Below are 13,950 nucleotides of genomic sequence, written 5' to 3' on the forward strand. Positions count from 1 at the left end.
GCACGGACGTGCGACGGCACGGACGGGCTGCGCGGACGGGCTGCGCGGACGGTCTAGGCCGACGGCTTGCCGTCGGGGGCGTCGGCCGTGCCGGGTCCCTCGGCGGTGTCGTCGCGCGACCCCTGCTCCGGCGTGCCCTCCTGCCGGGCGCGTCGGCGCTGCTCCTGCTCGAGCCGGAAGAGGAACTCCGGGTCGTCGTCGGGCGCGACGGGTCCCCGGCTGCGCGGGCCGGCGGTGCCCGTGCGCGGGGTGCCGCGGCTGACGACGAGCCAGACCACGCCGCCCAGGACCGGCAGGGCGAGCACCACGAGCAGCCAGACCGGCGCCGGCAGGCCGCGGCGCGTGCGCTCGTCGCTGCCCAGCACGTCGAAGACGCAGTAGACGGTGAACGCGACGACGAGGACGAGCGGCAGGTACCTGAGCACCTGTCCACCCTAGACGCGTCGGCCGCGGCCTACCCTGGGGGAGTGCCTGTCGTCGTCTACTCCCTGCTGCGCGCCGCGCTGTTCCTCGCCGCCACCGGGCTGCTCTGGTGGGCCGGGATGCGCTCGTGGCTCGCCCCCGTGCTCGCCGCCGTCATCGCCTGGGGCCTGTCGTACGTCCTCCTGGCCCGCCAGCGCGACGCCGCCGCGCTGCACCTCGCGCAGCGTGCGGCGCAGCGCCGTGCGCGCGGCGGCCTGGGCGCGCGCGCCCACGAGGACGCGGCGGCCGAGGACGCAGAGATCCAGGACGCGGAGATCCAGGACGCCGAGATCCAGGACGCCGAGCCGGGCGTCGACCGCTAGCCGCGCGGACGGCGGGGCCCGTCGCGGCGACGCCCGCCGCGGCGACGCTCAGAGCGCGAGGCCGAGGCCCAGCAGCACGCCGAAGGCGAGCTCGAGCATCCCTGTGCCGCCCAGCACCGGCACCAGCGCGATCCCGCGCGCACCGGCGAGCACGCCGACGGCGAGCAGCACCGCGGGGGTCAGCAGCAGGAGCACGAGCAGCGACCACGGCGCGACGACCACGCACGCCGCCCCCAGCAGCACGGGCAGCACGACCATCACCGCGTACAGGCGTCGGGCCCGGTGGTCGCCGATGCGCACCGCCAGGGTGCGCTTGCCGACCAGGGCGTCAGTCTGGATGTCCCGCAGGTTGTTGACCATGAGCAGCGCGCACGCGAGCAGGCCGATCGCGACGGACCCCACGGCCGAGAGCCACGTCACGTGGCCCAGCTGCGTGTACGTCGTGCCGAGCACGGCCACGAGGCCGAAGAACACGAACACCCCGACCTCGCCGAGCCCGAGGTAGCCGTACGGCCGCCGCCCGCCGGTGTACGTCCACCCCCCGACGATGCACAGCACGCCGACGGCCACCAGCCACCAGGAGCCGGTGAGGACGATCAGCCACATCCCCAAGGCCGAGGCGACCGCGAACGACACGAACGCGGCGTTGCGCACCTGGCGCGGGGGCGCGGCGCCCGACGCCGTCAGGCGCATCGGCCCCACGCGGTCGACGTCGGTGCCGCGGACCCCGTCGGAGTAGTCGTTGGCGTAGTTGACGGCGACCTGCAGCGCGATCCCCACGCCGGTGGCGAGCACCGCCCGGCCGAGGTGCGCCCCGCCGGCGTGCGCCGCGGCGCCCGTCCCGACGAGGACGGGGGCGATCGCGGCGGGCAGGGTGCGGGGGCGCGCACCGGCGAGCCATTCGGAGGCGGTGGCCATCGTGCTCCTGTTCGTCGGGGTGGGGCGAGTCGTCGGGGTGGGGCGAGGGGTCAGGCGGAGGGGTGCCGGGCCATCAGCTGCGTCGCGAGGCGCGCGACGGCCCGCCGGTCGGGCTTGCCCGGACCGCGCGCCGGCAGCTCGTCGACCACGAGCACCTGCCGCGGTGCGCTGGCCGGCCCGAGCGCCGCCGCGACGGCGGTGCGCAGCGGGGTCAGGGCCGGCGCGGTGCCGTCCTGCGTGACGACGACCGCCACGACGGACTGGCCCCAGTGCTGGTCCGGGACCCCCACCACGCAGACCTCGCGCACGTCGGCGAGCCCGCCGACGACCTCCTCCACCGCGAACGGGTCGACCTTGACGCCCCCGGTCACCAGCACGTCGTCGAGCCGGCCCAGGACGTGCAGGACGCCCCCCTCGAGCCGCCCGCGGTCGGCGGTGCGCAGCCAGCGGCGTCCGCCGCTGGTGGTGAAGGTCGTCGCGTCCAGGTCGGGCCGGTGCAGGTACCCGGTCGCGAGCACCGGGCCGCTGAGCGCGACCCGCTGCTCGGCGTCCACGCTGACGGTGACGCCGTCCAGCGGGTGACCGTCGTACACGCAGCCCCCGCAGGTCTCCGTCATGCCGTACGTCGTGACCACCCGCAGCCCGGCGGCGCGTGCCCGGGCCAGCAGCGACGGCGGGCACGCGGCGCCCCCGACCAGGACCGCGTCGAACCCCAGCGCCGCGTCCGTCGCGTCCGGGTCGTCGAGGACCCGCACGAGCTGGGTGGGGACGAGCGAGGTGTGGTGCGGCCCGGGGCCGGCGGTCGCGGCGCGGGCCGCCGCCGTGAACCCGGCGGCGCGGAAGGGCCCCGGTGGCAGGGTCGCCGGGTCGCGCCCGGCGAGCAGGGCACGCAGCACCACCTGCAGGCCGGCCACGTGGTGCACGGGCAGGGCGAGCAGCCACGACCCGGGGCCGCCGAGGCGGGCGGCGGTCGCCGCCGCGGACGCCCGCAGCGCGGCGACCGACAGCATGACGTCGCGCGGGTGCCCGGTCGACCCCGACGTGCGCACGACGACCGCGACGTCCTCCGGCACGCGGTGCGCGGGCCCGGGGACCGGGACGTCGAGGACCCGCACCGCCGGACCGGTGCCGTCGAGCGCCGCGGTCAGGGCGGGGACGAGGTCCTGCACCTGCGCGGGCACGTCGCGCAGCGGCCGGTCCACCCGCACAGCGTAGGTCGTCCGTCCTGCGTCGCGCGCTGCGGGCCGGTGCGCGGTGCCGTCCGACCGGTGGCCGCAGCACGTCGCCGGGGTGGCGCGGGCGGGGCGTGCGCGCGGGCGTCGTAGAGTGTCCGCGGTCCGGCGCGTCCGGGCGGGCACCGCACCGCGGGCCCAGGGACGGACGGACGGCAGAACGCCGCAGCGGCGGGGGACGGGAGTGACGATGTCAGCGACGGCGGCACGCAGCGGATCGACGAGCACGGGCGCGGCACGCGGCTGGCACGTCCGGACCCGCGCCCTGGCAGCGACCGGAGCGCTCCTGGCGCTCGCGGCGTGCGGCTCGCCCGCGACGACGCAGCCCGCGCCCACCGTCACGGCGGAGGCGGAGGTCGTCGCCGACAAGCAGGCCGTCCCCGCACCGGAGGTGCCGCCGACGTGGCCGCTGACGGGCGTCGCGGGGACGCCCGACCCCCGCCCGGCCATCGGCGTGAAGATCGAGAACACCGCGGTCGCCCGGCCCCAGTCCGGGCTGGAGCAGGCCGACGTGGTCTGGGAGACGATCGTCGAGTTCGAGGTCTCGCGGTTCGTCGCCGTGTTCCACTCGCAGGCTCCCGAGGAGGTCGGCCCGATCCGGTCGGTCCGTCCCATGGACCCGCTGATCGTCGCGCCGCTGGGCGGCATGCTGGCCTACTCCGGCGGGCAGCCGGGCATCCTCGAGCTCGTGGCGGCCTCCGGCGTGCAGCAGATCTCGCACGACGCGGGTGCCCCCGGTCTGTACCGCTCGCGTGCGCGCACCGCCCCGCACAACGTCTACGGCACGCTCAGCACGTGGTGGGGGATCGCCGAGGCGGGCCGCACGGCGCCGCCCGAGCAGTTCGCGTTCGCCCGTAGCCCCGAGCTCGCCGCCGCCGCGACCGCCGGGACCCCGGCCGCGACCCTGTCCTTCCGGCTGTCGAGCCAGTCCCAGCCGGTCTGGACCTGGGACGCGGCGACGGGCACGTGGCTGCGGTCCGAGGGCTCGACACCGGCGACCGCGGCGAGCGGGGCGCGCCTGTCGGCCGTCAACGTGGTCGCCGTCACCGCCAACCACCCGAACACCCCCTTCGGTGCCCAGGGCGGCGCGCCGGTGCCCACGTACGACCTCGTCGGGTCGGGTGACGCCGTCGTCGCGACGGGCGGCAGCACCGTCGCCGTGCGCTGGCAGAAGGACGCGCAGGACCAGCCGCTGCGGCTCTACCTGCCGGACGGCTCCGAGGCGACGCTCGCCCCGGGCAACACCTGGGTGGAGATGGTCCCCGCCGGCTCCGGGTCGCTCACCGTCTCCTGACCCCCGGGCACCGACCACCTCTCCCCGACCCCCGGGCGTCGTCCGACCCGATACCTGCGGAGGACGGTGCCCCGCCGGCTGTCCACCCCGCGGGGGAGGTGGCGGACGCCGCAGGGCTGACCTCCGCGCGCAGGGACGGGACCCGGGGGCGACGCGCCGCGGGTGCCCCGCGGACGACGCTGGGGACATGGCCGCACACACCACGCTCCCCGTCACCGTCCGCCCCCACCGCACCGCCCGGCGCGAGCCCGAGGACCACTCGGTCCGCTCCGCCGTCGCCGTCGTCGTCGCGGGACTCGTCCTGGTCGCGCTGCTCGTCGGCGGCGGGGCGGTCGTCGCCACGCTCGTCGACCTCACGTCCTGGGTCGGCGGGGCCTGACGCGTCAGTACGCGTACCCGAACCCCGTCCAGTCCGGGTCGCGGCGCTGCAGGAACGCGTCCCGGCCCTCGACGGCCTCGTCCGTCATGTACGCCAGCCGCGTCGCCTCCCCGGCGAACACCTGCTGCCCGGCCAGGCCGTCGTCGGCCAGGTTGAACGCGAACTTCAGCATCCGCACCGCCTGCGGCGACTTGGTCGCGATGATCCGCGCGTACTCCAGGCCCGCGTCCTCGAGGTCCGCGTGGGCGACGACGTCGTTGACGGCACCCCACGCGTGGGCGTCGTCCGCCGAGTACTCCCGCGCGAGGAAGAAGATCTCCCGCGCGCGCTTCTGCCCGACCTGCCGCGCGAGGAGCGCGGAGCCGTACCCGCCGTCGAAGGACCCGACGTTCGCGTCGGTCTGCATGAACCGCGCGTGCTCGCGGCTCGCGATGCTCAGGTCCGCGACGACGTGCAGCGAGTGACCCCCGCCGGCGGCCCAGCCGTTGACGAGCGCGACGACGACCTTGGGCATCGTCCGGATCAGGCGCTGCACCTCGAGGATGTGCAGCCGGCCGGCGCGCGCCGGGTCCACGGCGGCGGCGCTCTCGCCGTCGGCGTACCGGTAGCCGTCGCGGCCGCGGATGCGCTGGTCCCCGCCCGAGCAGAACGCCCAGCCGCCGTCCTTGGGTGAGGGGCCGTTGCCCGTGAGCAGGACCGTGCCCACGTCCGACGACGTCCGGGCGTGGTCGAGCACGGCGTACAGCTCGTCGACGGTGTGGGGGCGGAACGCGTTGCGCACCTCGGGACGGTGGAAGGCCACGCGCACGACCGGCAGGTCCCGCTCGACGGCGCCCGCCGCGGCCTGCTCGGCCGTGGGCCGCGCCCGCCCGCGGTGGTACGTCACGTCCGTGAGGTGCGCGAACCCCTCGACGTCGCGCCACCGCGCCGGGTCGAACGTCTCGGAGACGCGCACGGGCAGGGGGGCAGGGCCGCTCTCGCTCACCGGACCACCCTAGCCAGCGGCATAGCCTGGTGCGGTGGGTGCGCAGCCGGACGTCGTCGTGTGGGACGTGCCGCTGCGCACCCGGTTCCGGGGCCTGACGCGGCGCGACGGCGTGCTCGTGCGCGGCGCCGCGGGGTGGGGCGAGTTCAGCCCGTTCTGGGACTACGACGACGACGCCGCGGTGCGGTGGTGGCGTGCGGCGCGCGAGGCGGCCGACGAGGGCTGGCCCGCCGCCGTGCGCACGCACGTCCCGGTGAACGTGACGGTCCCGGCGGTCGAGCCCGAGCACGCCCACCGCATCGTCACCGGCTCGGGCGGGTGCCGGACCGCGAAGGTCAAGGTCGCCGAGCCCGGGCAGCCTGCGGGCGCCGACGAGGCCCGCCTGGAGGCGGTGCGCGACGCGCTGGGCCCGGGCGGCGCGATCCGCGTCGACGCCAACGCGGCGTGGGACGTCGACACGGCGGTCGCGCGGCTCGCCGCGCTCGACCGTGCCGCCGGCGGGCTCGAGTACGCCGAGCAGCCGGTGCCGGGCGTCGACGACCTCGCGGCGCTGCGGCGCCGCACGCACGTGCCCCTCGCCGCCGACGAGGTCGTGCGTCGCGGCGACGACCCGCTCGCGGTGGTGCGCCGGCACGCCGCCGACGTCGTGGTCCTCAAGGTGCAGCCCCTGGGCGGCGTGCGCGCGTGCCTGCGCCTCGCCGAGCAGATCGGCCTGCCCGTCGTCGTCTCGTCCGCGCTCGAGTCGTCCGTCGGGCTGGCGGCGGGTCTGGCGCTCGCGGGCGCGCTGCCCGAGCTGCCGTACGCGTGCGGCCTGGCGACGGCCGCGCTGCTCACCGACGACCTCGTCGCCGACCCGCTGCTGCCGCGCGACGGCGCGATCGAGGTCCGGCGTCCGGTGCCGTCCGCGACGCTGCTGGCCGCGGCCGCGCCGCCGCCGGCGCTCGCCGCCCGCTGGGGGGCGCGGCTCGCGGCCGTGCGGGCTCGGGCATGATGGCGGGCGTGACATCCGTGCCCGAGGACCCGTCGGCCCGCCGTCGGCCGCGGCGGGCCCCGGCGAGCCTCGCCCCCGTCGGGGCCGCCCCGGCGTCGCCCGCCGTCACCGCGGCCCGCGTCCTCGTGCAGGCGCTGGCGGCGCTGGGGGTGCGGGACGTCGTCCTGGCGCCCGGCTCGCGCAGCGCGCCGCTGGCGTACGCGGTCGCGGACGCCGCGCGCCCGGACGACGAGCGTCCCGCCGGCGCACCGGCCCTGCGCCTGCACGTCCGTGTGGACGAGCGCGACGCCGCGTTCCTCGCCCTCGGGCTGGCCAAGGCGTCCGCGCACGCGGGGCAGCGCGGCCCCGGGCCCGCGCGGCCCGTGGCCGTCGTGACCACCTCCGGGACGGCCGTGGCCAACCTGCACCCCGCCGTCCTCGAGGCCCATCACGCCGGGCTGCCGCTCGTGCTCCTCACGGCCGACCGACCCCACGAGCTGCGCGGCACGGGCGCCAACCAGACGACCGAGCAGGCGCACCTGTTCACGTCGTCCGTGCGGCTCGCCGTCGACGTGCCCGCCCCCACCGGGCGCGCCGGGGAGGACCGCGACCTGCGGCGGGTGGTGTCGCGTGCCGTGGCCGCGGCGACCGGCGCACGCTCGGGCGACCCGGGGCCCGTGCACCTCGACCTGGCGTTCCGCGACCCGTTGGTCCCGGGCGACGAGCCCTGGCCCGCCTCCTCCGACGCGGGTCTCACCCACGTGGCCGCGCGCGCCCAGCCCAGCGAGCACGCGTCCGCGCTCACCGGTGCGCACCCGGTGGTCGTCGACCCCGTCGACGCGGGCGGGGAGTACCGCGCGGCAGCGTCGCGGCGTGCCCGCGGTGCGGTCCCCACCGTCGTCGTCGCGGGCGACGGCGCCGGCCCGGGAGCCGCGCGGCTGGCCGAGGCCAACGGCTGGCCCCTGCTGGCCGAGCCGTCGTCCGGGGCGCGGCAGGGCCCCAACGCCGTGGGTGCGTACCGGCTGCTCCTGGCCGACGACCGGCTCGGCGGGCGTGTCGGTCGCGTCGTCGTGCTCGGGCGGCCCACCCTGTCCCGGCCCGTGCAGGCGCTCCTCGCGCGGCCGGACGTCGACGTGCTGGTGGTCGCCCCGCGCGGCACGGACTGGCCGGACGCCGCCCGCAACGCCTCCCAGGTGCTGCTGGAGGTGCCGTGGCGCATGCGCCAGGGGCGGGTCGGCGCGCCCGCCGGCTGGCTCGACGCCTGGCGCACCGCCGACGCGGCCGCGCAGGACGTGCTGGCGGGGGTCCTCGACACCCCCGAGGACGCCCGACGGTCGCGCAGCGGGCCGCGGGTCAGCGGGTGGGCGCTCGCCCGCGCGGTGGCGCGCGCCAGCGCCCCGGACGACGTCCTGGTGGTCGGCTCGTCGAGCCCGGTGCGGGACCTCGACCTGGTCGCGCGCTGGGACCTCGCACCGCTCGTCCTGGCGAACCGCGGGCTGGCCGGGATCGACGGCACGATCGCGACGGCCACGGGCGTCGCGCTCGCGCTGCCGACCCGGCGGGTGCGCGCCTACCTGGGCGACCTGACGTTCCTGCACGACGTGGGCGGGCTGCTGCGGGGCCCGGGCGAGCCGGCGGCCGACCTCCAGATCGTCGTCGCGAACGACGACGGCGGGTCGGTGTTCACGACGCTCGAGCCCGGCGCACCGGAGCACACCGACGTCTTCGAGCGGGTGTTCGCGACGCCGCACGGGGTCGACGTGGCCGCCCTGTGCGCCGCCTACGGGGTGCGCCACACGCGCGTCGTCGACACCGACGGGCTGCTGCCGGCGCTGGCCGCACCCGGCACGGGCACCAGCGTCGTGGAGGTCCGGGTGGACCGCGCGCACCGGCGGTCGCTCACCGAGCGGGTCGAGGTCGAGGTCGCCGCCGCGGTCGACAAGGCGCTGTCCCCGTTGTCCTGAGCCCGCGCGCTGCCCTGAGCCCCCGGCCGGGCGCGTCCACAGCCAGCTCCCAGGTACCTGGGAGGCTGATCCCAGGACGACAGGGTGTGATGGGTGTCGACAAGGAGGCAGCCATGACCACCACACCCGAGCCGCGGCCCGCCGGCCACACCCCTGGTCCGGACGCGCACCCCACCCAGCCGCTGCCCGCCGCCGACGCGACGCAGCCCCTGCCGGCCCCGCAGCCGCCCGCACCGGCCGCACCGCCGGTCCCGCAGCCGCCCGCGCGTCCGGTCGACGCCGTACCACCGCAGCACCTGTCGCCCGCCCAGCAGTGGGCGCGCTACGAGGCGGCGCAGCGTGCCGCCCGGCAGCCCGTCGCCGCGGGCGTCGCCGCGGGCGTCGCCGCGGAACCTGTGCCCCCGGGGCACGGTCCCGGAGCACCGGCCGCGCCCGGCACCCCCGGGTCGGCCCCGGGCCAGGTGCCCCCCGGTGAGGTCCCGCCTCCCGGTGCGCCGGGCGCCGTGACCGGCACCCCGCAGCCGCGCCGCACGTCGCGGACGTGGGCCTGGATCGCCACGGCCGCGGTCGTCGGGCTGCTCGTCGGCGGCGGCTCCGTGGCGAGCGTCGCGTTCCTCGACCTCGGCACCTCGTCCGGCGACCGCGCCGCCTCGCTGGCCGACGTGGGACGTTCCGAGACCGGGCAGGTGCCGGTGTCGGGCTCGAGCGTCGAGAACCCCGACTGGCAGCGCGTCGTCGCGGCCGTGCAGGACTCGGTGGTCGCGATCGACGTGCAGACGCAGTCGGGCGAGGGCCAGGGCTCGGGCGTGATCATCGACGACGACGGGCACGTGCTCACCAACAACCACGTCGTGTCCGGCGCGCAGGGCGACGTCCGCGTGACGCTCACCGACGGCCGGATCCTCGAGGCCGAGGTCGTCGGCACCGACGCGAGCACGGACCTCGCTGTCGTGCGCCTGGTCGACGCCCCCGACGACCTGCAGGCCGCCGCGCTCGGCGACTCCGACGACGTGACGGTGGGTGACCCCGTGATGGCGGTCGGCAACCCGCTGGGCCTGGCGAACACCGTGACCACGGGCATCGTCTCGGCCGTCGACCGGCCGGTCTCGACGCAGGCCGTCGGCGGGGAGTCGGCGGTGACCAACGCGATCCAGATCGACGCGGCGGTCAACCCCGGCAACTCCGGTGGTCCGCTGTTCGACGCGACGGGCCGGGTCATCGGCATCACCTCGTCGATCGCGACGCTCAGCCAGCAGTCCGGCTCCATCGGCCTGGGCTTCGCGATCCCGGTGAACCTCACCAAGAACATCGCGTCGCAGCTCATCGCGGACGGCCAGGCGGAGCACGCGTTCCTGGGGGTCACGCTCTCGGACGGCACGGCCACGGCCGACGGCGTCACGCGCCGCGGTGCGGTGGTCGAGTCGGTGAGCGACGGCTCGCCGGCGGCCGCGGGCGGGGTGCAGGCCGGTGACGTGATCGTCGCCATCGGCGGGGACCCGGTAGGCGGTGCGGAGTCGCTGACGGCGTTCGTCCGCTCGATGGCCTCGGGCGACGACACCACGCTGACCGTCGTCCGCGACGGCCGGACGATCGAGGTCGACGTCACCCTCGCCACACGCCCCGACGACTTCGGTCAGAGCCCCCAGGGACAGGACGACCAGGGCCAGGACGACCAGGGCCAGGGTGACCAGGGCCGGCAGGACGACCAGGGCGAGGACGGCAGCGGCCTGCTGCCGAACGGCATGACGCCGCAGGAGTTCTGGGAGTGGCTGCAGCAGCAGCAGGGCCAGGGCTGACAGGACCCGGGCCGGCCCCCACCGGGGCCGCGCCCGTGCACCGCACCCCCGGGTGCGCGCACCGACGGGCCCGCCGTGAGCACCCCCTCTCGCGGCGGGCCCGTCGCCGTGCGCCCGTGCCCGGGCCCGTGCCCGGGGGCAGGACAGCCCGCGGCCGGGCTCAGGACAGCGCGTGCCGCATCGGGTCGAGCTTGGCGCGCGACTCCGCGAGCTCCGCCGCGGGGTCGGACGCCGCGACCACGCCGCACCCGGCGAACAGCCGCAGCCGGCGGGGGTCGTCGCGGTCCACCTCGGCCGAGCGCAGCGCGATGCCCCACTCGCCGTCGCCGTCGGCGCCGAACCAGCCGACCGGCCCGGCGTACCGGCCGCGGTCCATGCCCTCGATGCGCGCGATGAGCTCGCGGGCGGCCTGCGTCGGGGTGCCGCACACGGCGGCGGTCGGGTGCAGCGCGGCGGCCAGCGCGAGCGACGACGGGTGGGCGTCGTCGCCCTGGGGCGCGGTCAGCACGCCGGTGACGTCCGACGCGAGGTGCAGCACGTTCGGCAGGGACAGCACGAAGGGCACGTCCGGGACGTTCGACGACGAGCAGAACGGGGCGAGGGCCCGCGCGACGGAGGTCACGGCGTACTCGTGCTCCTCGAGGTCCTTCGACGAGTGCGCCAGGATCGCGGCGCGCCCCATGTCGGCGTCGTCGTCGCCGGTGCGCCGGATCGTGCCGGCCAGGACGCGGGACGTGACGAGCCCGCGCTCCGAGCGCACCAGCAGCTCGGGTGTGGCGCCGATCATGCCGTCGACGCTGAACGTCCAGCAGGAGCGGTACCGGTCCGCGAGCCGGTGCAGCGCCCACCGCACGTCGAGCGGGTGCTGCGTGCGGGCGTGCACGTCGCGGGCGAGAACGACCTTGTCGACCTCGCCGGCGCGGATGGCGGCGACGCCGCGCGCGACCACGTCGAGCCAGGCGTCCGCGTCGACCGCCCCGTCGGTGTACGTGACCTCGCCCGGGGCTGTCGGCGCCGTGCGGACCGGGGCGACGTCCGCCGGGCGCGGCGCCGGGCCGAGCTCACCGGCGGTGCTCAGGGTCGTCAGCCAGGCCCGCCCGTCACGGCGGCCCACGACGACCTGCGGGACGACGACCACGCCGCCGGCGGGCGAGTCGTCGTCGAACGCGAAGGAGCCGAACGCGACCGGACCGGTCCCGGGCAGCCGCACCTCGTCGCGCACGATCGCGTGGGCGAGGACCTGCCGCCACGCGCGCTCGGCGTCCGCGAACCGGTCGGCGCCGCGCACCTCGATGCGCACGGCCTCGCCCCACGCGACCAGGCCGTCACCGCGGCGCACCCACGCGAGGGGGGCGTCCGGGCCGAGCAGGTCGAGCAGGTCGGCGGCGTCGGGGACGTCGCCCGCGGGCAGGTCGCACGCGACGGTGCGGACCACCAGGGGGTGCGGGACGCCCCCGGTCACGGGGTCGCTGGGGGACGTGCTCATCGCCGTCCAGGGTAGGGCCTGGACGTGCGCCGCCCGCGCCCGTCCGCGTGCGACGCTCGTCTCAGCCGGGCCGGCGGGCCACCACGACGTCGCGCTCGATGGCCTGGTCGACGCGGTGCGCCAGGCCCAGGAACGGCGCGTCCTCCAGAGGGTCGAGCCCGGCGTCGACGAGCATCGCCACGAGGTCCTGGCGGGGCAGCACCTTGGTGTTCCACGACAGGCCGAGGGCGCCGCCGCGGCGCAGCAGCCCCACCCACACGGGGATCGCGTCGGCGAGCAGGTCGCGCGGCGAGCGCGAGGGGGTGCGCGGGCCCGTGACCGAGCCGTGCTGGATCCCGTACGGCGCGTCGGCGACGACGACGTCGAAGAACCCCGCGCGGTACATGCGGTCGGCGTCCAGCGTGTCGCCCTGCGTGATCTCGAGCGTCTGGACGTCGCCGGCGCGGAACTCCTCCTTGGTCGCGGCGAGGGTGAAGGTCGTCCGGCGTCCCAGGGTGGTGCCGGCGACCCGCACGCGACCGGTGCTGGTGCGGTGCTTGAGCCGCTTGTCCTGCAGCCACCGCCCCGCGAACGCCGTGTACGCCTCGACGTCGCGCCGGTCGACGTCGACGCCGTACGCGTCCCACCCGTACATGACCGCCTGGTTGAGGGTCGTCCCGCGGCCGCACATCGGGTCGAGGACCCGGACGCGTGAGCCGAGGAACCCGTCGCGCGGCAGCGCGGCCGCGGCCGTGAGGTTGAGCAGCAGCCGGGTGAGCTGCTCGTTGGTCTTGCCGACGTACTTGAGGATCGTCAGCAGGTCGTCGTCGTACCGGTCGAGGCGGTCGGTGTCGACGGGCAGCAGCGCGCCGTCGTCGCGCAGCTCGAACAGCGCGAACAGCGACGACAGGTTCGCGACCACCCGCAGGTCGTCCGCCGTGAGGTCCGCGTCCAGGACGAGGTAGGGGACGCCGCCCATCGTGCGCTCGGCCGGTCCGCCCCGTGCCGCGACGCGTCCGTCGAGCAGCAGCCGGTCGAGCGCGAGCAGCTCGTTGCCCACGAGGCGCGCGGCCTGCTGCGTGTAGACCCGGTTCGCCGACGGCTGGACGAGGATCGCGTACTGCGGCATGTCTGGTGACGCCCCCGGGGGTCGGCTCGGCGGCGCGACCCGGCGGCGCGCCCACGCCGCACGGTACCCGAGCACGGTGCGCGGCCCTGGGCCCGGACCTGCGACCATGGGGCCATGCCTCGCGCCGCCCTCGACAAGGACCCCCGCGACGTCGCCGCCATGTTCGACGCGGTCGCGCACCGCTACGACCTCACCAACGACGTCATCTCCCTGGGCCAGGACCGCGCGTGGCGCCGGGCCACCCTGGCGGCGCTCGACGCGCAGCGCGGGGAGACCGTGCTGGACCTCGCGGCGGGGACGGGCACGTCGAGCGAGCCGCTGGCGGACGCGGGCGTGCACGTCGTGCCGTGCGACCTGTCGACCGGCATGCTGCGCGTCGGGCGCCGGCGCCGGCCGGACCTGCCGTTCGTCGCGGGCGACGCGCTGCACCTGCCGTTCGCGGACGCGTCCTTCGACGCGGTGACGATGTCGTTCGGGCTGCGCAACGTGTCCGACGTCGACGCGGCGCTGCGCGAGCTGCTGCGCGTGACCCGGCCCGGGGGGCGCCTGGTCGTCTGCGAGTTCTCCCGGCCGACGTTCGCGCCGTTCCGCACCGTCTACACCAACTACCTCATGCGGGCGCTGCCGCCCGTGGCGCGGGCGGTGTCCAAGGAGCCGGACGCGTACGTGTACCTGGCCGAGTCGATCCGCGAGTGGCCGGACCAGCGCGGGCTGGGGCTGCTCGTGCGGGACGCCGGGTGGGAGCAGGTGGCCTTCCGCAACCTCACGGGCGGCGTCGTCGCGCTGCACCGCGCGCGCCGTCCCTGAGCCGACCACCGGGGCGTTCGCGCGCCCCGGGGTGTGCCCTGCGCGCCGGTCGCGCTGCGCCCGGGCGCGTGCTCGGCGACGATGGGAGGGGTCGGACCCCCGTGCCCCGTGGCTCGGGCCGCCGAGGTGGTGTCGGCACTGGTCGGGGGCGCCGGCGGGGACCAAGGTCCGGGCGCGTCGCTGAGGTAAGCCAACCCTTCGCAGACACGCCCGGGGGCGCTGGTTA

13 protein-coding genes are annotated in these 13,950 nt (G+C 77.2%); 7 read left to right on the forward strand and 6 right to left on the reverse strand.

Annotation, left to right across the window (positions count from 1 at the left end):
* Positions 1–53 precede the first annotated feature (53 nt).
* Positions 54–425, reverse strand: a complete 372-nt coding sequence (locus Cph01nite_RS03350) for a PLDc N-terminal domain-containing protein (RefSeq protein ID WP_203671137.1) — start codon at positions 423–425, stop codon at positions 54–56.
* A gap of 42 nt (positions 426–467) precedes the next feature.
* On the opposite strand from Cph01nite_RS03350, the gene Cph01nite_RS03355 reads away from it, so the two are divergent.
* Complete coding sequence (locus tag Cph01nite_RS03355; protein ID WP_203671139.1) at positions 468–785, forward strand: DUF4229 domain-containing protein; 318 nt, start codon at positions 468–470, stop codon at positions 783–785.
* 48 nt (positions 786–833) lie between these two features.
* Here Cph01nite_RS03355 and Cph01nite_RS03360 read toward each other — a convergent pair whose 3' ends face one another.
* Positions 834–1,703 carry a 1,4-dihydroxy-2-naphthoate polyprenyltransferase gene (locus Cph01nite_RS03360; RefSeq protein WP_203671147.1) on the reverse strand — a complete coding sequence of 290 codons (870 nt, stop codon included), beginning with the start codon at positions 1,701–1,703 and terminating at the stop codon, positions 834–836.
* A gap of 50 nt (positions 1,704–1,753) precedes the next feature.
* Positions 1,754–2,905 (reverse strand): o-succinylbenzoate--CoA ligase, encoded by a 1,152-nt coding sequence (menE, locus tag Cph01nite_RS03365; RefSeq protein ID WP_203671149.1) that lies wholly within the window; start codon positions 2,903–2,905, stop codon positions 1,754–1,756.
* A gap of 220 nt (positions 2,906–3,125) precedes the next feature.
* Here menE and Cph01nite_RS03370 point away from each other — a divergent pair, with 220 nt between their 5' ends.
* Entirely contained in the window at positions 3,126–4,229 is a 1,104-nt protein-coding gene (locus Cph01nite_RS03370) for a DUF3048 domain-containing protein (protein ID WP_203671150.1), read from the forward strand.
* Between the two features lie 187 nt (positions 4,230–4,416).
* Complete coding sequence (locus Cph01nite_RS03375; protein WP_203671151.1) at positions 4,417–4,608, forward strand: hypothetical protein; 192 nt, start codon at positions 4,417–4,419, stop codon at positions 4,606–4,608.
* A 4-nt stretch (positions 4,609–4,612) separates the two neighbouring features.
* On the opposite strand, the gene Cph01nite_RS03380 is transcribed toward Cph01nite_RS03375, so the two are convergent.
* A complete protein-coding gene (locus Cph01nite_RS03380) occupies positions 4,613–5,593 on the reverse strand; it encodes a 1,4-dihydroxy-2-naphthoyl-CoA synthase (RefSeq protein ID WP_203671152.1) in 981 nt (326 codons plus the stop codon).
* A 34-nt stretch (positions 5,594–5,627) separates the two neighbouring features.
* On the opposite strand from Cph01nite_RS03380, the gene Cph01nite_RS03385 reads away from it, so the two are divergent.
* From Cph01nite_RS03385 to Cph01nite_RS03395, 3 genes are all read left to right on the forward strand, one after another.
* Complete coding sequence (locus Cph01nite_RS03385; RefSeq protein WP_203671153.1) at positions 5,628–6,584, forward strand: o-succinylbenzoate synthase; 957 nt, start codon at positions 5,628–5,630, stop codon at positions 6,582–6,584.
* Positions 6,581–8,527 carry a 2-succinyl-5-enolpyruvyl-6-hydroxy-3-cyclohexene-1-carboxylic-acid synthase gene (menD, locus tag Cph01nite_RS03390; RefSeq protein WP_203671154.1) on the forward strand — a complete coding sequence of 649 codons (1,947 nt, stop codon included), beginning with the start codon at positions 6,581–6,583 and terminating at the stop codon, positions 8,525–8,527. Before Cph01nite_RS03385 ends, menD begins: the two co-directional genes overlap by 4 nt.
* A gap of 113 nt (positions 8,528–8,640) precedes the next feature.
* Positions 8,641–10,323, forward strand: a complete 1,683-nt coding sequence (locus tag Cph01nite_RS03395) for a S1C family serine protease (RefSeq protein WP_239069004.1) — start codon at positions 8,641–8,643, stop codon at positions 10,321–10,323.
* A gap of 160 nt (positions 10,324–10,483) precedes the next feature.
* On the opposite strand, the gene Cph01nite_RS03400 is transcribed toward Cph01nite_RS03395, so the two are convergent.
* The gene (locus Cph01nite_RS03400) at positions 10,484–11,809 is read right to left on the reverse strand and encodes an isochorismate synthase (protein ID WP_203671157.1); all 1,326 of its coding nucleotides are present in this window, start codon (positions 11,807–11,809) and stop codon (positions 10,484–10,486) included.
* A gap of 61 nt (positions 11,810–11,870) precedes the next feature.
* On the reverse strand, positions 11,871–12,917 hold the full coding sequence (locus Cph01nite_RS03405; RefSeq protein WP_203671159.1) for a TRM11 family SAM-dependent methyltransferase: 1,047 nt from the start codon (positions 12,915–12,917) through the stop codon (positions 11,871–11,873).
* 114 nt (positions 12,918–13,031) lie between these two features.
* On the opposite strand from Cph01nite_RS03405, the gene Cph01nite_RS03410 reads away from it, so the two are divergent.
* Complete coding sequence (locus Cph01nite_RS03410; RefSeq protein WP_203671161.1) at positions 13,032–13,724, forward strand: demethylmenaquinone methyltransferase; 693 nt, start codon at positions 13,032–13,034, stop codon at positions 13,722–13,724.
* The last annotated feature ends 226 nt before the right edge of the window (positions 13,725–13,950 follow it).

It is taken from the genome of Cellulomonas phragmiteti (genome assembly GCF_016862775.1).
Lineage (GTDB): Bacteria > Actinomycetota > Actinomycetes > Actinomycetales > Cellulomonadaceae > Cellulomonas > Cellulomonas phragmiteti.

What these genes read in the sequence shown, in the direction of transcription:
- Cph01nite_RS03360 (WP_203671147.1), bottom strand. Translation starts at nt 1,703, where the DNA reads ATGGCCACCGCCTCCGAATGGCTCGCCGGTGCGCGCCCCCGCACCCTG.
- Cph01nite_RS03405 (WP_203671159.1), bottom strand. Translation starts at nt 12,917, where the DNA reads ATGCCGCAGTACGCGATCCTCGTCCAGCCGTCGGCGAACCGGGTCTAC.
- Cph01nite_RS03400 (WP_203671157.1), bottom strand. Translation starts at nt 11,809, where the DNA reads ATGAGCACGTCCCCCAGCGACCCCGTGACCGGGGGCGTCCCGCACCCC.
- menD (WP_203671154.1), top strand. Translation starts at nt 6,581, where the DNA reads ATGATGGCGGGCGTGACATCCGTGCCCGAGGACCCGTCGGCCCGCCGT.
- Cph01nite_RS03395 (WP_239069004.1), top strand. Translation starts at nt 8,641, where the DNA reads ATGACCACCACACCCGAGCCGCGGCCCGCCGGCCACACCCCTGGTCCG.
- Cph01nite_RS03410 (WP_203671161.1), top strand. Translation starts at nt 13,032, where the DNA reads ATGCCTCGCGCCGCCCTCGACAAGGACCCCCGCGACGTCGCCGCCATG.
- Cph01nite_RS03375 (WP_203671151.1), top strand. Translation starts at nt 4,417, where the DNA reads ATGGCCGCACACACCACGCTCCCCGTCACCGTCCGCCCCCACCGCACC.
- Cph01nite_RS03370 (WP_203671150.1), top strand. Translation starts at nt 3,126, where the DNA reads ATGTCAGCGACGGCGGCACGCAGCGGATCGACGAGCACGGGCGCGGCA.